Source organism: Streptomyces sp. NPDC004031 (assembly GCF_053604375.1).
Genome location: NZ_JBSGHL010000044.1, coordinates 56,979 through 74,128, shown reverse-complemented (window position 1 = coordinate 74,128; position 17,150 = coordinate 56,979). Strand labels below are relative to the sequence as shown.

Below are 17,150 nucleotides of genomic sequence, written 5' to 3'. Positions count from 1 at the left end.
GTCGACCGACGACAACGCTGGGGGCACCTCCCGCCGAAGGCAGGGGGAAGATGTGCGTGCCGGGGCACGCGACGCCGCGGAGATCCACACGACAGGCCCTAGGCTCGGGGCATGGGTGTGGAGACCGAAGTGGTACGCGAGGCGGGCCCGGACGTCGTCGGGGCGCTCGCGCGGCTGCTGCCGCAGCTGTCGAGCAGCGCGGTGGTACTGGACGCGGACGGGGTCGCGCGGGTCGTGGGCAGCGAGGCCAACACCGTGCTGGTCGCGCGGCTCGGCGGGGAGATCGTCGGGACGCTGACGCTGGTGATGTTCCCGCTGCCGACGGGCCTGCGGGCGCGTATCGAGGACGTTGTCGTGGACGGCGCCGCGCGCGGCGCCGGAGTGGGCGCGGCCCTCACCGAGCACGCCCTGCGCCTCGCGGAACAGGCCGGTGCCCGCACCGTCGACCTGACCTCCCGCCCCTCCCGCGAAGCCGCCAACCGCCTCTACGAACGGCTCGGCTTCCGCGCCCGGGACTCCCGCGTCCTGCGCTTCACCATCGGCCCGCGCTGACCCCGGGGGCGGCAGCCGGACCCGGGGTCAGCCCCGCACGATGCAGAAGGGGTGACCCGCGGGATCGGTGAGGACGCGGGCCTTGTCGCCGTGCGGCTGATGGGCGGGGAGGGCGGCGCCGAGGGTGCGGAGGCGGGCCTCGGCGGTGGGGAGGTCGGAGTCGACGGTGAAGCAGATGTGGAGCTGCTGCGGGGAGTTCTGGCCGGGCCACCGCGGGGCGCGGTAGTCGTCGACGCGCTGGAAGCCGAGCAGGAGTTCGCCGTCCGTGCCGCCTATCCCGGCGAACTCGGCGTCGGACTTCGGGTGCGGGGGCAGGCCGGTGGCCGCCTGGTAGAAGGCCATGAGGGCGAGCGGGTCGGGGCAGTCGAGCGTGATCGCGCTCATCCGCAACCGCGGGGCCATGGGACACCTCCGTACGACCGCGGGCCGGTCACCCAGCAGTCACCGGCAGCGTATCCCCGGGGTGTGACAGGCCCCCGGCCGCGCGGGGCGCATCTGGGACGTCGAGGTGTCCTGGACGGCGGACGACGCGGGCCTCGCCACGGACGAGGTGATCGACCGGCACCTCACCGATGATCAGCGCGTGGGGGCGCCGCCCGTAAGCACCGCCGGGAGGTCCAGGGCCGCGAGCTGCGCCGGGTTCCGCACGGTCACCGTTCCGGTGATACGGCCCGCGTCCGACACCGCGAAGGCCACCAGGCCCAGCAGCTTGCCCTGCGGGCCCCACACCGCGACGCCCGGGTCGCCGTTGACCAGCACCGGGTGGGACGCCGCCACCGCGCGGGCCCCGCGCTGCGCACGGACGGCCAGCTCGGCGGCCTCCACCCGGGCCGTGACGAGACCCTGGTCGGAGAGCGAGCGCCACTCCACCTCCGGGTCGAGCAGTTCCAGCAGCCCCGCGAAGTCCCCGGCCCGAGCGGCGGTCAGGAAGGCGTCCACCACCGCGCGCCGCCGGACCCGCCCCTCCGCCGTCCCGTGCGGGCCCTGCACCTTGCGCCGGGCGCGGCTCGCCAGCATCTTCGCCGCGTCCGTCGAGCGCCCCAGGATCTGCCCGACCTCGTCGAAGGGCACCGCGAACATGTCGTGCAGCACGAACGCGAGGCGCTCCGCGGGCCCGAGGGTGTCCAGCACCACGAGGAGGGCGACGCCCACGGACTCCGCGAGCACCGCGTCGGCCTCGGGCGCCGCCGCCGGGTCGTCGTCCACGACCTCGAACTCCGGTACGTGGGCGCCGTACGGCTCCTCGGGCCGGACCTTGCGGGCGCGCAGCATGTCCACGCACACGCGGCCGACCACGGTGGTCAGCCACGCGGCGAGGTTGCCGATGCCTTGCGGGTCGCTCTGGCGGGCGAGGCGGATCCATGCTTCCTGGACCGCGTCCTCGGCGTCCGGTCGTGAGCCGAGCATGCGGTGGGCCACGGCTGTGAGCTTGGCTCGCTCCTGTTCGAAGAGCCGCGCCAACGCGTCGCCCTCCGGGGCTGGTCCCGTCATGGCCTCACCTTCCGCCGAAGTGCGTTCACGTCTGCGACGTGGCAGGGGCGGAAAACGTAACAGGGCGCCCGTTTTTCAGGGGGGCGGGGAACTGCGCGGGCCGCCCCCACCGGCCGGTGGTCCGGATCGGACCGAAGTGCCCCTTCGGGCCGGTGACGACCCGCGCCCCTAGAAACGCGTGCCCCGCGCCCCTGTCGCGCGCCGACCTACGTCGTCAGCTCGCCCGCCGAGCGGACCGCCCACGTCAGCAGAGCCTCCGGGAGGGCCACCGGGGGGAGGGGGAGGCCTGAGCGGGTTCGGAGGGTGAAGACGCGGGTCTCGCCGGGGAGGAGGGTGACGAGGGACTCGTCGACGAGGAGGTCGGACGGGGGGACCCCGAGCGCACCGGCCAGCCGGTCGGGGAAGACGCACACGTCGCGCAGCAGCGTGTGCGCCGTCACCGTCAGGTGCACCGCGCCGTCTCCCGTGGAGGCGATGACGGTGCGGGCGGGGGGCGGGGCGGTCAGCGCGCGGTCGGTGCGGTAGGCCCACGTCGTACGGGTCGCTTCGGTGTCGACGACGAGCAGCTCGCCCAGGGGGTCCGTCGGCGCGGCGAGTTCGGGGGCGAGGGGGACGTGGAGGAGGCCGCCCGCGGGGCAGGTGAGGTCGAGGAGGGCGGCGGCCAGCTCCGTGCCGTCGAGGGTGACGCGGCGGACGTGCACCGACGGGTGCCAAGCCGTGGACGAGTCGTTGACCAGGGTGAGTTCGAGACCGGCGGGGCCGGTCGGGTCGTGGGTGGGGCCAGGGACGGCGGGGTGGACGGTCGCCAGCCGCGGGGCGAAGGCGTGCCGGAGCGCGTACCAGAGGGGTTTCTCGACGCCCGCGGAGTCGACCGCGGACCAGCTGATCGCGGGCCAGCAGTCGTTGAGCTGCCAGACGACGGCGCCGGCGCAGCGGTCGCGGGAGCGCAGCCATTCGACGCCCGCGGCGACCGCGCGGGCCTGGACGAGCTGGGTCGCGAAGTGCCAGTCGGCGCCCTCCGCGGGGGCGGGGAAGTGCGGCTGGAGGCCGCGGGTGAGCTTGTGCATGCCGTCGATGGCGCGCAGGTGGTGGCGGGTCAGGGGGGACGCGGGGCCGGGGGTCTCGCCGTCGAGGACGCGTTCGAGGGTGGTCCAGGCGGCGGGTCCGCACCAGCCCATCTCGGAGACGAAGGACGGGTCGTGGTCGCGGTAGTGGACGTAGTCGGCGTCGTTCCAGGCGTCCCACAGGTGGCTGGGGCCGTGTGTGACGGCGGCCGGGTCGGCGTCGAGGCTGCCCGACCAGGGGGAGTTGGGGACGTAGGGGCGGGTGGGGTCGAGGCGGGCGAGGACGCCGGGGAGGACGTCGAGGTAGTAGGCGGCGCCCCAGCCGCGTTCGCCGATCTGGTCGGTCCAGCCCCAGTGCCGGTGGCCGAGCACGGTCTCGTTGCCGCCGCACCACAGGACGAGGCTGGGGTGCGGGGCCATGCGGGCGACGGCCTGTTCGGCCTCGGCGGTGACGAGGGCGGCGGTGTCGTCGTCCTCGCTGTAGGCGGCGCACGCGAAGAGGAAGTCGTGCCAGACGAGCATGCCGCGTTCGTCGCACGCGTCGAGGAAGTCCTCGGTGGCGAAGTGGCCGCCGCCCCAGATCCGCAGCAGGTTGGCGTTGCCCGCGAGGGCCTGGTCGATGCGGGCGGCGACGCGCTGCGGGGTGGCGCGGCTCGCGAGGGTGTCGTCGGGGATCCAGTTGTAGCCGCGGATACGCACGGTGTGGCCGTTGACGACGAGGGCCCAGCGGGCGCCGGCCGTGTCGGGGGTCTCGTCGAGGGCGACGGAGCGGACCCCGAAGCGTACGGACGTCTCGTCGAGCGGTTCGCCGTCCAGCTCCAGCCGGGCGCGCAGCCCGTAGCGGGGCTGGGCGCCGAGGCCCACCGGCCACCACAGCTCGGGGGCGTCGAGGGTGAAGGTCACGACGGCCTCGCCGTCCTCGCCGACCCAACCGGCAGCGTTTCCGGCGGGGCGCCCGGCCGGGTCGGTCAGCTCGGCCAGGACCCGGGCCCCGGCGGGCGCGTCGGCGGCCACGTGCACGGTGACCTCGGCGCTGTCGTGGCCGGGCGCGAGCGCGACGAGCGGGCGGACGTGGTCGATCCGGCCGGTGTACGTCTCCAGCCGGATGCCGCGCCAGATGCCCGCGGTGACGTAGTGCGGGCCCCAGTCCCAGCCGAAGTTGGCGGCGGCCTTGCGGACGTGGGCGTAGGGCTCGTCGTACGGGGAGGGCAGCGGGCCGTGCGCGCGTTCGTGGGCGAGGGCGGCGTCCCAGGCGGAGGCGAAGCGGACCTCGATCTCGTTCTCGCCCGCGTGCAGCAGGCCGTCGAGCGGGAAGCGGTAGCCGAGGTGCTGGGAGCGGGCGGACCCGGCGTGCCGCCCGTTGACGTACACCTCGGCGACGGTGTCGAGGCCGTCGGCGACGAGGTCGGTGCGGGCGCCGGGAGCCGGGGTCCAGGTGAAGGTGCGGCGGTAGGCCCACTGCGAGCGGCCGACCCACTCCTGCGCGGCCTCGCCGAGCCCCACGTCGGGGTCGGCGAGCAGGCCCGCGGCGAGCAGCGCGGTGTGCACCTCGCCGGGCACCCGCGCGGGCAGCGCCGCTCCGCGGACGGCGGCGGGCGCGGTGTCCGGGCCGCCGGTCCAGCTGAGCTGCCAGGTCCCGCCGAGGTCGTGCCGTACGGCGGCGGCCCGGTCGGGGGTGGTGGAGGTGTGCGTGCTGAGTGTCATCCCTTGACTGCCCCTGCGGTGAGTGCTTCCTGCATACGGCGGCTGGCGAGCGAGTAGGCGACGTACACCGGCAGGAGGGTCAGCACGGTGCCGGCGGTGAGGACGCCGAAGTCGGTCGCGTCGGACACCAGCGTGGGCAGCGCGACCTGGGCGGTGCGCAGGTCCGGTGCGGTGCCGGTGATGGTGAGTGAGAAGAGGTATTCGTTCCAGAAGGTGAGCAGTTGGAGGATCGCCACGCTCACGACGCCCGGCATGGCGATGGGCACGAAGACGTTGACGAGCAGCCGCCAGTTGCCCGCGCCGTCCAGCGCCGCGGATTCCACGAGGGCGGGCGGCACGGTCCTCATGAACTGCGTGAGCAGCAGCACCGACAGCGGCAGCGCGCTCGCGGGCAGGAAGAGCATCTGGAATTCGCGCGTGTAGAACATGTGCAGCTTGATCGCGAGGATCACGGTCGGGATCAGCGCGGCGAACGGCGGGATCAGGAAGCCCGCGGAGAACGCGCCGGTCACGATCCGGCTGAGCCGGTTGTCGAGGCGGGCGAGCGCGAAGGCGGCGGGCAGCGCCAGACCGAGCGTCAGCACGATCGCGACGGCGGAGATCAGCGCGGAGTTCAGCAGCGCCTGCCCGAGGTGGGCGGTCCGCCACGCGGTGCGGAAGTTGCCCCAGAGCCAGTCCTTCGGCAGCGCGAAGGGGTGGGTGAAGATCTCGATGTTCGTCTTGAGCGCGCTGACCAGCAGGTAGTAGAGCGGCGCGGCGAGCAGCAGCGCGTACACCCAGGACAGCGGTACGGCGAGCAGTCCGCCGCCGCGCCGCCGGGAGCGGCGGACGGTACGGGCGGTCGCGGCGCTGCGGGCGTGCGCGTGCGGGCGCGGGGAGGTCGTCGTCATCGGGTCTTCTCCAGGGGGCTGCGCAGCAGCGCGCGGATCAGCAGCATCCCGGCGACGCCGATCAGCAGCAGGACGACGCCGACCACCTGGCTGTAGCCGAGGTCGCTCTGCGAGAACGCCTTCTCGTAGACCAGGTAGGACAGCGTGGTGGAGGAGGTGCCGGGGCCGCCCTTGGTGAGCAGCAGGATGAGCGCGGCGGACGTGAAGAGCGTCCACAGGAACTGCAGCATCGTGAGGGTGCGGACGTAGTCCTTGACCATCGGGAAGGTGATCTGCCACATGATGCGGAAGCGCCCCGCCCCGTCGAGCCGGGCGGCCTCGATGACGTCGCCGGGCACGCTGGACAGGCGCGCGGCGAACAGCACGGCGGTCCAGCCGACCCCGCGCCACAGGTCGATCGCGATGAGGCTGGGCAGCGCGGTGGCCGGGTCGGCGAGCCAGGAGTGCGCGAGGGAGTCCAGGCCGAGGGCGTTGAGCGCGCCGTTGGCGCCGCCGTCCGGGGACAGCACGCCGTAGAAGATCATGCCGGTCACCGAGATGGAGATCAGGCCGGGCGAGAAGTAGAGGATCGACAGCACCCGGTAGCCGCGCGGCTTGGTGCTCAGGTGGTAGCCGAGCATGAAGGCCAGCGGGATCATCACCGGGATGACGACGGCGACCTGCACGGCGCTGTTGCGCAGCGCGTCGTGGAAGACCTCGTCGCCGAAGACGTGCCGGATGTTCTCGGCGCCGACATAGCTCGGGTCGTAGATCAGCCCCTTCCAGCGCAGCGTCGCGATGACGAACATCGCCACCAGCGGGCCGACGGAGAAGACCGCGAACCACACCAGGGACGGGACCGTGAGCCACAGCAGGCGGGGGGTGTTGAGGCCGCTGCGGCCTCGGCGGCGGCCGCGGCGGGCCGCGGGCGGCACGGTGTCGGGCGGTGCGGCGCGGGTGCCGCCGGCCAGGATGCTGGTGGATGTCATGAGCAGGCGTTTCTTTCGGCCGGGGCGGATGCCGGGCGGTACGGGGGGCGGGCGGCGTCGTGCGGGAGCGGGCGCTTCACGGGAGCGGGCTTCGCGCGGCAGGGGCCGCCGTCCGGTGCGTGGCGGCGGCCCCTCCCGCGGGGCTCAGCTCTTGGTGGCGTCGTCGAGGCCCTTGCAGATCTTGTCGGCGGAGGACTTGCCGTACGCCCCGGTCAGGACCTGGATGATCGGGTCGGACGCGGCGCCGATCCACACGTCGGGCACCACCGCGTAGTCGACCGAGCCGTCGAGCTTGAGCGACTGCGACAGCAGCGGGTCGGTGGCGTAGGAGGAGAAGTCGCCGGTGGTGGGCGGCAGGATGCTCGCGTCCTTGACGAAGTCGCCGACCGTGGCGTCCGCGTAGAAGGAGGTGATGAACTTCTTGACGTTGTCGATACGGTCCTTGGACGCGCCGCGCTTGGTGATCATGAAGCCGACGCCGGTGAAGCCCTGGAGGGCGGTCGGCTGCTTGTAGACCGAACCGGCAGGGATGGGCAGGCCGGCCAGCGTGGTGTGCGTCTCGATACCGGTCTTGGAGCCCTTGGCCTCGGTGTACGCCCAGGAACCGGCCGACATCATCGCGGACTTGCCGGAGTAGAAGGAGGCGTACATCGCGTCGGCGTTCAGGCCCGCGGCGTGGTCGGCGAAGACGCCCGCGTCGCGCAGCTGCGTGAAGAGCTGGATGCCCTTCATGACGGACGGCGTGGCGCAGTAGCCGCCGCTCTGCATGACCTTCTCCATGGTCGCGGCGTCCGTGTAGGACTCGGCGAGCTGGTAGAAGAGCTTCTGTCCGGTCCAGTCGTTGCCGCCGACGGTGAGCGGCTGGATGCCCTTGGCGCGCAGCTTCTTCGCCGCGTCGATCAGCTCGTCGGTGGTCGCCGGGATCTTGTCGACGCCCGCCTTCTTCAGCAGGTCGGTGTTGTACCAGACCGGCCAGCTGAAGCCGGAGAACGGCAGACCCTGGAGCTTGCCGCCGGGCTTGCCGCCGACCCGCCACTCGTCGAGGGCGGCGGGCTTGAGCTTGTCGGCCAGGCCCCACTGGGTGACGTAGTCGTCGACGGGGACGGTGACGCCCGCGTCGAGCCAGCCGAGCGTCTTGTCGTAGAGGTTGACGATCACGACGTCCGGCGACTTGCCCGCGGCGACCGCGTTCTCCACCTGGTCGTCGATGGTCTCCAGGCCGTCGGTGGCGTTGATCTTGACGCCGGTCTTCTTGGTGAAGTCCTGGAAGACCCGGGACTGCGCGGCGGCCGCGGAGTTGCCCGCCGTCCAGCGGGTGACGACGTCGATCGAGTTGCTTTTGCCGGTGTCGCCGCCCGCCTGGTCGCCGCTCGTGCCGCACGCGCTCAGGGCGAGGGCGAGGGCGCTGACGACGGACGCGGCCACGACGCGCACGGCGGCCCGGGGCCTGGTGCGGTGGTCCATAGAGCTTTCCTTTGCTGGGAACGTACGAGCGTGCGCGGCCTGCGGCGGCCGGGCTGACCCACAGAGTCGCGGAGGCCGGGGGCGGTGTCAATAAGAAAGATTAGTAATCTATTAAAGAACCGAATACCCGCAGGTGAGCACAGGGAACGCTGCGTGCCCCCGCGCAAGGGAGCCTCAGAGGCGGCCGCGGACCACCAGGCGCGCGGGCGCGGCCCGTACCGTCGTCGCGGGCTCCCCCGCCAGCGCGCCCGCGAGCGTCGCCCCGACCAGCTCGCCCAGCTCCTGCACGTCATGGCTGACCGCGCTCAGCGGCGGGGCGGCGAGCTGGCACAGCGCGGAGTCGTCCCACGCCACCAGGGACAGGTCCGCGGGGACGGCGAGGCCGAGGCGGGCGGCCTCGTGCAGCGCGCCGAGCGCCATCACGTCGTTGTCGAAGACCACCGCGGTCGGCCGGTCCTCCAGCGCGGCCACGGCCGCCAGCGCCCGTACCCCCGCGCCCTGCGAGTAGTCGCCCTCGAAGGCGGTGGTGCGCACCCCGTGCTCGGCGGCCGCGGCCTCGAAGGTGCGGCGGCGGATGATCGTGTGGGCCATGGGCGCGGGTCCGGCGACGTGCCCGAGGTGGGTGTGCCCGGCCCCGACCAGCTCGGCGACCACGCCCCGCATCGCCACGTCGTCCTGCGTCCACACCGCGGGCAGCCCGCCCGCGGTGACCGGGTCGCCGATCACGACGCACGGCAGGCCCAGCTCGCGCACCAGCTCCACCCGCTCGTCGCCGGGCAGCAGGTCGATGAGGACCACGCCCTGCACCTGACCCAGCCGCGCCCACGCCCGCATCCGGTCGGCGGCCTGCTGCACGGTGGCGACGACCTGGAGCAGCACCGGCACCCCGAGCGGGACGAGCACGCGCTCGATCCCGGCGATGAACTCGTGGAAGAACGGCTCGGCGCCCAGCACTTCGGCGTCCCGCACCAGCGCCAGGCCCACCGGCACCCCGCGCCGCGGCCCCCGGGGCCCTTCCGTGCGCTCCGCGTCGGCGGCCATGGCGTCCTCCTGGTCGGTCGGCCCCTCCGGCACGGATAACCTCGCCGGTAACGTAGTCGTGCGACAGCGTACGGCGAGGCGAGAGGTGGTCGAGGGTGGCCCGACGGGAGTCGGCGGCCGCGGGTCCCGGCAGCCGCGCGCTCATCGTCGACCTCATCAGGTCGTCCGGCCCGATCAGCAGGGTGGAGCTGGTGAACGCCACCGGCCTCACCCAGCCGACCATCTCCAACATCGTGCGGCGGCTCATCGACGACGGTGTGGTGCGCGAGACCGGCGACACCGTCGCGACCCGAGGCAAGCCGCGCGCGATGCTGGTCATCAACTCCCGGGCCGCGTACGGCGTCGGCATCCACGTCGGGGCCGACGCGCTGACCTGCGTCGTCACCGACACGCGAGGCGGGACGGTCGGGCGCCAGCTCGTCGCGGGACCGGGCGCGGCGCCGGACGGGGAGGGCGGCGACGCCGCCGGGCGGCTCGCCGGGCTCTACCGGGACGTCACCGAGGGGCTCGGGCTGGAGCCGCAGAGCGTGGCCGGGCTCGCGGTCGTCGGGCCGGGGCCGGTGGACGTGGCGCGCGGCGGCTTCCTCGCACCGCCCGGCCTGCCGCAGTGGGCGGGGCTGGACCTCGCGGGCGCACTGGCGGGAGAGCTGGGCGTGCCGGTGCTGGTCGACAGCGACGCGGCGGCCGCGACGGTCGGCGAGTTCTGGGGGCGGCAGGTCTCCCGGGAGCGCACCTTCGGCTGCCTGTACATGAACTCCGGCATCGGCTCCGGTGTCGTGCTGGACGGCTCGCTGCACCGCGGGGCCAGCTCCAACGCGGGAAAGATCGGACATGTGGCCGTCCAGCGGGACGGCGAACCCTGCCCGTGCGGCAACCGCGGCTGCCTGGAGCTGTACGCGGCCCCGCGGGCGGTCGTCGCACGGGCCCGCGCGGTGCCGGAGCTGGCGGAGCGGCTGCGGATCCGGGCCGGCGACCCGGACGCGCGCGCCTTCGACGTCCTGGCGCGGGCGGCGATCTACGGGGACGAGCCGGCCCGCGCGCTCGTCGACGAGTCGGCGGCGCTGCTCGCCGAGGGCGCGGTGGCGCTCGCCAACCTCTGGGACCTGGACACCCTGGTGCTGGCCGGGCCCGGTTTCGCGGTCGCCGGGTCGATCTACGTGAGCGCGATCCGGCAGCGACTGGGAGAGCGGGCGTACACCCGGGACGTGCACGGGGTGGGGGTCCATCTGTCGAGCAACCCGCGGGACGCCGCCGCGATCGGCGGGGCCGCGCTGGTGCTCCAGGGTTCGGTGGCGCCGGGCCACGGGCCGCAACTGGCCGCACGCGGCCAGGCGTAGACCGCGGCCGTACCCCCGCGCAGATCGCGGCCGTACCCCCGCAGCCCCCCAACAGCGGGCACTTTCGTCCGATGTATTGCCGCGCCTTCGGGGCGCCGGTACGGTGCACGACCGCCAGACGTTGCCGCCGGACGACGGCCGTGACTTCAATAGATTAATTAAGAAACTAAGTCAGGAGTTCCTGTGAGAACGGGACGCACCCGCAGGAAACACCAGGCCGGGGGCCTGGTCAGGACCCTCACCCGGATATGCGCGACGCTCGGGGCAGCCGCCCTCGCCGTGCTCGCGCTGCCCGCCGCGAGCCCCGCGCACGCCGCCGACGCCCCGCGCGTCATCCACGTCGCCAAGAACGGCAACGACGGCAACGCGGGCACGCAGACGTCGCCGTATCTGACGATCAACCACGCCGCGCAGGTCGCCCAGCCCGGCGACACCGTCGTGGTGCACGCCGGGCTCTACCGCGAGACGGTCAAGCCCGCCCGCGGCGGCACCGACGAGCAGCACCGCATCACGTACACCGACGCGGGCGACGGCGAGGTCACCGTCAAGGGCTCCGAGGAGATCAACTCCTGGACGCACGGCAGCGGTGACGTGTGGAGCGTGACGCTGCCCAACAGCTACTTCGGCGACTGGAACCCGTACGCCCAGGGCCAGCCCAACGGCGGCGGCGGAGGCACCTTCGCGGGCTACACCGCCGGTGACGTCTACCTCGACGAGACCGCGTACTACGAGAAGCCCTCGCTCGCGAACGTGCAGAGCGCGCCCGGCACCTGGTACTCCGAGGTCGGCTCGTCCAGCACCACCGTCTGGGCCAACTTCAGCGGCGCCGACCCCAACGCGCGCCTGGCCGAGATCAACGTCCGGCGGCAGGTCTTCGCCCCGGACGTGTGGGGCCTCGGCTACATCACGGTGAACGGCTTCACGATCAAGCACGCCGCCAACACCTACTCGGACTTCCCCGACAGCCCCGACCGCCGCCAGGCGGGCGCGATCAGCGTCTACGGCGGGCTGAAGTGGATCATCGAGAACAACATCGTGATCAACGCCCGCACCATCGGCATCGACATCGGCCTGAGCAACGACACCTGGGCCGGAAACCGGCCGGGCACCCCGCGCACCGACTTCCACAACACCAGCGCCTACGGCTCGCACATCGTGCGCAACAACTACATCGCCAAATGCGGGCAGTCGGGTATCGCGGGCGTCTTCTCGTGGCATTCGCAGATCCTCTACAACATGATCGAGGACACCGACTACCGCAACGAGTTCAGCGGCGCGGAGACGGCCCCGGTCAAGGTCCACTACATGAACGAGGGCCTGATCAAGGGGAATTACGTCAAGAACTCCAAGGGCAGCAACTCCGCGGGCATCTGGACCGACTGGGGCAACCAGAACGTCCGCATCACCGGCAACATCGTGATGAACAGCCCCTGGGGCTACTACGCCGAGGCGGTGTTCGGCCCCGTCCTCGTCGACAACAACGTCTTCATCGGCAACAGCGACATCCGCACCCTCGACGCGACCGGTGTCGTCTTCGCCAACAACCTCTTCCTCGACAACGGCACCATCCACAACGACGGAAGCGGCCGCGACGCGTACTACTTCCAGCCCGGCACGATGAACGAGACGACCGCGCTCACCTCGCCGGAGAAGTTCTTCTGGCTCAACAACCTCGTCCAGGGCTCGGCCCTCCCGGACAACGCCACCGACAAGACCCAGGTGAAGGAGGGCAATTCGACCGGGACGCTCAGCAACGTCCACTACACGGCCACCAACACCGGCATGTCGCTGAGCTTCGACCTCGACGCGTCCGGCATCCAGGGCAACACCCCGGTCACCCGGGCCCGGGTGGGCACCATCCCGCTCGCCAACCAGCAGATCGCCGCCGACGTGACGACCGACTTCTTCGGCAAGCCCGTCGCCTCCACCAACACCATGGCCGGGCCCTTCGCCGCCGCGCACGGCGGCAGCAACACCTTCACCCTGTGGCCGCCCGCCGGGCAGACCGTCCCGACCCCGCCCGCGCCGCCGGCCGGGACCCCGGTGAACCTCTCGCTCGGCGCGAACGCCAAGGCCACCGCCTCCTACCAGGACGGCACCTACCTGGCCGCCAACGCCATCGACGGCAACAGCTCCTCGCGCTGGTCCAGCGACCACAGCAACGACCCGAACGCCTGGCTCCAGGTCGATCTCGGCGCGGAGTACGCGGTCACGACCGCGCGGCTGGACTGGGAGGCGGCGTACGGGAAGGCGTACAAGATCCAGGTCTCGGACGACGGCAGCCACTGGACGGACGCGTACTCCACCACCACCGGCCAGGGCGGCTCCGAGACCGCCACCGTCAACCGCAACGCCCGCTACGTCCGCATGCAAGGCGTCACCCCGGCGACCCAGTACGGCTACTCCCTCTACGAGTTCGCGGTCTACGGCACCCCCGTCACGGGAGCCGCGGGCGGCGCCACCGTCTACGGGGACGCCGACTACGGCGGCCCGTCCGCCGTCCTCGCCCCCGGCAGCTACGACCTCCCCGCCCTCCAGGCCAAGGGCATCGGCAACGACAGCATCTCCTCGATCCGCGTCCCCGCGGGCAGCACCGTGACCGGCTACGCGGACGCGGGCTTCTCCGGCACCGCGTGGACCTTCACCGCCGACACCCCCGACCTCACCGCGACCGGCAACAACGACCTCATCTCGTCCCTGCGCGTCACCTCCGGCAGCTGAGGAGCGAGCCCCCCATGAATCCCCCACTCGCCCACCGAACGGCCGGCGGGAGAAGGCTGCTCGGCGTCGCCGTGACCTTCTTCCTGCTGCTGGCGCTCGCCCTCCAGGCGTCCGTCTCGCACGCCGACTCCCCCGTCAACCTCTCCCGCAACCCGGGCACCCGGGCCGTCGCCTCCTACCAGGACGGCGCCTACACCGCCGCGAACGCCATCGACGGCAGCACCGCCACCCGCTGGTCCAGCGACCACAGCAACGACCCGAACGCCTGGATCTACGTGGACCTGGCGGGCAGTTACGCCGTCACGTCCGTGACCCTCAGCTGGGAGGCGGCCTACGCGAGCGCGTACAAGGTCCAGGTCTCGGACGACTCCGTGCACTGGACGGACGCGTACTCCACCACCAGCGGCCACGGCGGCACCGAGACCGCGGCCGTCAACAAGAGCGCCCGCTACGTCCGGATGCAGGGCGTCACCCCGGCCACCTCGTACGGCTACTCGCTGTGGGAGTTCGCCGTCTACGGCACCGCCACCACCGGCGGCTCCGGCGCCGTGGGCTCGCCGACCGTCGCGCCCTCCACGACCTACCCGGCCAGTTACGACGACTGGCAGGACGGGCTGCTCGCCGGCAACGGCAAGCAGGGCGTCATCGTCTTCGGCAACCCGCGCAACGACACCGTCGTCTTCGACGACAAGGACTTCTTCATGGCGCGGACGGAGGCCCACCCGCACCGCACCTTCAACACCGTCAGCCAGGGCGACATCGACACGATCCGCAACGAGCTGATCGCCGGGCAGTACCAGCAGGCCAACACGCTCGCCGCGAACGTGCAGGGCTACCAGGGCGGCGGCGAGGGCAGCAAGCACCCCGGCTACAAGATGACCATCCAGATGCCCGACGCCGGGGCGATCAGCAACTACGTCCGCTCCACCGACTACAGCGCGGGCGTGGTCAAGGTCAACTGGAGCGACAGCAAGGGCGCGTGGGAGCGGGACTCGTTCGTCTCCCGCACCGACGGCGCCACCGTCCAGTACCAGGCGGCCCCGCCCGGCCAGAAGGAGACGATGACGCTGGGGCTGTCCGTCGACCCGGGCATGCACCTGCTCGACAAGGGCGTCACCTTCACCGACAACTCCACCACCGACTACCTCAACATCCGCGCCAAGTACCCCAGCGGCAGCTACAACGCGGGCTACGAGGGCGTCACCCGCATCGTCACCGACGGCACCCGCAGCATCAACAACGGCCAGGTGACGGTCGCCAACGCCAGCTATGTGCTGCTGCTGTCGCTCACCCAGCGCTACAACGGCACCTACAACGGCGGTGTCCCGGCCGAGCAGGAGTGGAGCCGGAACCTGCTCCAGCAGAAGCTGGCCGGGCTGAGCACCGACTACCCGACACTCCTCAACCGCCACACCAGCGCGCACAGTTCGGTCTTCGGCCGCGTCTCGATCGACTTCGGCGCCACCCCCGCCGACCGCGCCAAGTCCACCGAGCAGCTGCTCGCCGAGCAGAAGTCGTCCGCGACGCCGATCCCCGCCCTCTACGAGCGGATGTTCTACGCCGGGCGCTACCACCTGCTCGGCTCCAGCGGCCCCACCGAGGCCCCCGACCTGCTCGGCAACTGGACGGGCGACAGCAACGTCGGCTGGGACGGCTACTACCACCTCGACGCCAACCTCAACCTGCAGATCTCCAGCGGCAACATCGGCAACATGCCCGAGGCGATGGCCGGTTACTTCTGGCTCAACCAGCAGTGGCAGAAGGACTTCGAGACCAACGCCAAGAAGCTGCTCGGCACCCGCGGCATGCTCACCGGCGGCAACACCCCCAACGGGGAAGGCCTGATCTCCAACATCAACTACGACTACCCCTACCAGTACGTGACCGGCGGGGAGTCCTGGCTGCTGGAACCCTTCTGGGAGTACTACGAGGTCACCGGCGACAAGACCTTCCTCGCCGACAAGTACTACCCGCTGATCCGCGACATGGGCGACTTCTACGAGGACTTCCTCGTCAAGAAGGACGCGAACGGCAAGTACATCTTCGCCGGGTCCATCTCGCCCGAGAACACCCCGCCCGGCGAGACACCGCTCGCCGTCAACTCCGTCTACGACATCTCCGGGGCCAAGTTCGCGCTCAGCACGCTCATCCAGACCGCGAAGACCCTCGGCCGCGACGCCGACAAGATCCCGGTGTGGCAGGAGAAGCTCGACCACCTGCCGCCGTACCTGATCAACAACGACGGCGCGCTCGCCGAATGGGCATGGCCCGACCTGGAGAACAAGAACAACTACCAGCACCGGCACAGCAGCGGCCTCATGCCGGTGTGGCCCTACCGCGAGATCACCCCGGAGTCCAACCCCGCCCAGTTCAAGGCCGCACAGGTCTTCCTGGCGAAGAAGGACCAGGGCGCCTACGAGAACGCCGGGCACGGGCTGCTGCACGGCGCGCTCATCGCCGCCGACCTCGACCAGGCCGACTCCGTCGGCGCCAAGCTGCTGCGCTTCGCCAAGGACGACTACTACTACAGCAGCATGGCCACCTCCCACTACAACGGCCACAACACCTTCGCCACGGACGTCGTCAACTCCGTGCCCACGGTGATGATGGAGATGCTGGCCGCCACCAGCCCCGGCACCCTGGAACTGCTGCCCGCCCTGCCCAAGGGCCTCGACAAGGGCTCCATCTCCGGGATGCTCGGCAAGAGCCAGTTCACGATCGACAACCTGACGTGGGACACCGCCGCGCACACCGCGAAGGTCACGCTCACCTCGAAGATCGACCAGAACCTCACGCTCATCCAGCGCGCGGGCATCACCTCGATCACGGCGACCGGCACGACCGTGCAGAACTCGCCGCTCGGCAGCATCGCCCGGGTACTGCCGCTCCAGGCGGGCAAGCAGGTCACCGTCAACCTCACGATGGCCGCGCCCAGGGCCAACCTGGCGCTGAACAAGCCCGCTTCGGCGTCGTCGCAGTCCAGCGCCGACCAGTCCGCGGCGAAGGCCTTCGACGGCGACCAGGCCACACGGTGGAGCGCCAACCAGGACCCCAACAGCTGGATCCAGGTGGACCTCGGCAGCACGCAGAACCTGTCCGAGGTGGATCTGTCGTGGGAGGCGTCCTACGCCAAGTCCTACACGATCCAGGGCTCCACGGACGGCACGACCTGGCACACCCTTTACAGCCAGCCCGCCTCGGGCGGCGGAACGGAGAAGATCCCCCTCAGCGGACAGGCACGCTACGTCCGCATGCAGGGCAGCCAGCTGTCCGGGCAGTGGGGCTACTCGCTCTACGAGATGCAGGTGTTCGGCTGAACGACGGGGCCCTCCGCGCGTGCGCGGAGGGCCCCCGCAGCTCCCCGTCAGCCCTCGTCCTCCACCAGCAGCCGCGCGTAGACGCCCATCGAGCGCTGGTAGCGCGGCAGATGGGGCGCGAGCGCACCGACCGTGAGCGAGACCGCCTCCCGGGCCCGCCCCACCTCCGTGAGGGACAGGGCGAGAACGCACACGACGGCGTCGTCCAGGTGGTCGCTGGTGCGCTCGCGCTCCTCGGTCAGCAGCGCGACGCTCTCCTCGGCGCGGCCGAGGTTCCGCAGCGAGCTGGCCATCTGGATCACCGCCCGGCGCCGCCGCTCCCCGGGCACACCGCCCGCGAGCGCGGCACGGTAGAGCGGGACCGCCTTGTCGGAGTGCCCGGTGGAGTCCCAGGCCGCGGCCCGCTCGAAGAGCCCCGTGGGATCGCCGTCCGGCAGCTCGGCGACGAGCGCGTCCACCGCCGCCCGGAAGTCCTCCGCCGACGGGTAACCGTCGATCTCCGCCCACAACGCGACGTCCCGCCGCTCCCACTCCTCGGCAGGCGCGGGGGCGGGGCTGCCCGGGTAGTCGTTCATCGCTGCTCACACTCCAGTTCACGGTG

General features: G+C 71.9%; 12 protein-coding genes. 4 read left to right on the top strand and 8 right to left on the bottom strand.

Going from position 1 to position 17,150, the window contains the following annotated elements:
- Window positions 1–111 precede the first annotated feature (111 nt).
- A complete protein-coding gene (locus ACWERV_RS25680; protein WP_398192087.1) occupies window positions 112–552 on the top strand; it encodes a GNAT family N-acetyltransferase in 441 nt (146 codons plus the stop codon).
- Between the two features lie 27 nt (window positions 553–579).
- Here ACWERV_RS25680 and ACWERV_RS25675 read toward each other — a convergent pair whose 3' ends face one another.
- From ACWERV_RS25675 to ACWERV_RS25645, 7 genes are all read right to left on the bottom strand, one after another.
- Window positions 580–954 carry a VOC family protein gene (locus ACWERV_RS25675; RefSeq protein ID WP_452937146.1) on the bottom strand — a complete coding sequence of 125 codons (375 nt, stop codon included), beginning with the start codon at window positions 952–954 and terminating at the stop codon, window positions 580–582.
- Window positions 955–1,128: 174 nt separating this feature from the next.
- The gene (locus tag ACWERV_RS25670) at window positions 1,129–2,043 is read right to left on the bottom strand and encodes a sigma-70 family RNA polymerase sigma factor (protein WP_452937143.1); all 915 of its coding nucleotides are present in this window, start codon (window positions 2,041–2,043) and stop codon (window positions 1,129–1,131) included.
- A 206-nt stretch (window positions 2,044–2,249) separates the two neighbouring features.
- Window positions 2,250–4,811: a glycoside hydrolase family 2 protein gene (locus ACWERV_RS25665; RefSeq protein ID WP_452937140.1), complete on the bottom strand. Its 2,562-nt coding sequence runs from the start codon at window positions 4,809–4,811 to the stop codon at window positions 2,250–2,252.
- On the bottom strand, window positions 4,808–5,701 hold the full coding sequence (locus tag ACWERV_RS25660; RefSeq protein WP_452937138.1) for a carbohydrate ABC transporter permease: 894 nt from the start codon (window positions 5,699–5,701) through the stop codon (window positions 4,808–4,810). The genes ACWERV_RS25665 and ACWERV_RS25660 overlap by 4 nt, the downstream gene beginning before the upstream one ends.
- Entirely contained in the window at window positions 5,698–6,669 is a 972-nt protein-coding gene (locus ACWERV_RS25655; RefSeq protein WP_452937134.1) for a carbohydrate ABC transporter permease, read from the bottom strand. The genes ACWERV_RS25660 and ACWERV_RS25655 overlap by 4 nt, the downstream gene beginning before the upstream one ends.
- A 144-nt stretch (window positions 6,670–6,813) precedes the next feature.
- Entirely contained in the window at window positions 6,814–8,133 is a 1,320-nt protein-coding gene (locus ACWERV_RS25650; RefSeq protein ID WP_452937131.1) for an ABC transporter substrate-binding protein, read from the bottom strand.
- 174 nt (window positions 8,134–8,307) lie between these two features.
- The gene (locus ACWERV_RS25645; RefSeq protein WP_452937129.1) at window positions 8,308–9,207 is read right to left on the bottom strand and encodes a LacI family DNA-binding transcriptional regulator; all 900 of its coding nucleotides are present in this window, start codon (window positions 9,205–9,207) and stop codon (window positions 8,308–8,310) included.
- Between the two features lie 62 nt (window positions 9,208–9,269).
- Here ACWERV_RS25645 and ACWERV_RS25640 point away from each other — a divergent pair, with 62 nt between their 5' ends.
- From ACWERV_RS25640 to ACWERV_RS25630, 3 genes are all read left to right on the top strand, one after another.
- Window positions 9,270–10,511 carry an ROK family protein gene (locus ACWERV_RS25640; RefSeq protein WP_452937125.1) on the top strand — a complete coding sequence of 414 codons (1,242 nt, stop codon included), beginning with the start codon at window positions 9,270–9,272 and terminating at the stop codon, window positions 10,509–10,511.
- Between the two features lie 183 nt (window positions 10,512–10,694).
- Window positions 10,695–13,232, top strand: a complete 2,538-nt coding sequence (locus ACWERV_RS25635; protein ID WP_452937123.1) for a discoidin domain-containing protein — start codon at window positions 10,695–10,697, stop codon at window positions 13,230–13,232.
- A gap of 14 nt (window positions 13,233–13,246) precedes the next feature.
- Entirely contained in the window at window positions 13,247–16,549 is a 3,303-nt protein-coding gene (locus tag ACWERV_RS25630; RefSeq protein WP_452937121.1) for a glycosyl hydrolase family 95 catalytic domain-containing protein, read from the top strand.
- A gap of 47 nt (window positions 16,550–16,596) precedes the next feature.
- Here the strand turns inward: ACWERV_RS25630 and ACWERV_RS25625 are convergent, their stop codons facing one another.
- The gene (locus ACWERV_RS25625; protein WP_398192064.1) at window positions 16,597–17,124 is read right to left on the bottom strand and encodes a tetratricopeptide repeat protein; all 528 of its coding nucleotides are present in this window, start codon (window positions 17,122–17,124) and stop codon (window positions 16,597–16,599) included.
- Between the last annotated feature and the right edge of the window lie 26 nt (window positions 17,125–17,150).

Excerpts from the sequence above, each read along its gene's own strand:
- ACWERV_RS25680 (WP_398192087.1), top strand. The coding sequence starts at position 112 with ATGGGTGTGGAGACCGAAGTGGTACGCGAGGCGGGCCCGGACGTCGTC.
- ACWERV_RS25675 (WP_452937146.1), bottom strand. The coding sequence starts at position 954 with ATGGCCCCGCGGTTGCGGATGAGCGCGATCACGCTCGACTGCCCCGAC.
- ACWERV_RS25670 (WP_452937143.1), bottom strand. The coding sequence starts at position 2,043 with ATGACGGGACCAGCCCCGGAGGGCGACGCGTTGGCGCGGCTCTTCGAA.
- ACWERV_RS25665 (WP_452937140.1), bottom strand. The coding sequence starts at position 4,811 with ATGACACTCAGCACGCACACCTCCACCACCCCCGACCGGGCCGCCGCC.
- ACWERV_RS25660 (WP_452937138.1), bottom strand. The coding sequence starts at position 5,701 with ATGACGACGACCTCCCCGCGCCCGCACGCGCACGCCCGCAGCGCCGCG.
- ACWERV_RS25655 (WP_452937134.1), bottom strand. The coding sequence starts at position 6,669 with ATGACATCCACCAGCATCCTGGCCGGCGGCACCCGCGCCGCACCGCCC.
- ACWERV_RS25650 (WP_452937131.1), bottom strand. The coding sequence starts at position 8,133 with ATGGACCACCGCACCAGGCCCCGGGCCGCCGTGCGCGTCGTGGCCGCG.
- ACWERV_RS25630 (WP_452937121.1), top strand. The coding sequence starts at position 13,247 with ATGAATCCCCCACTCGCCCACCGAACGGCCGGCGGGAGAAGGCTGCTC.
- ACWERV_RS25625 (WP_398192064.1), bottom strand. The coding sequence starts at position 17,124 with ATGAACGACTACCCGGGCAGCCCCGCCCCCGCGCCTGCCGAGGAGTGG.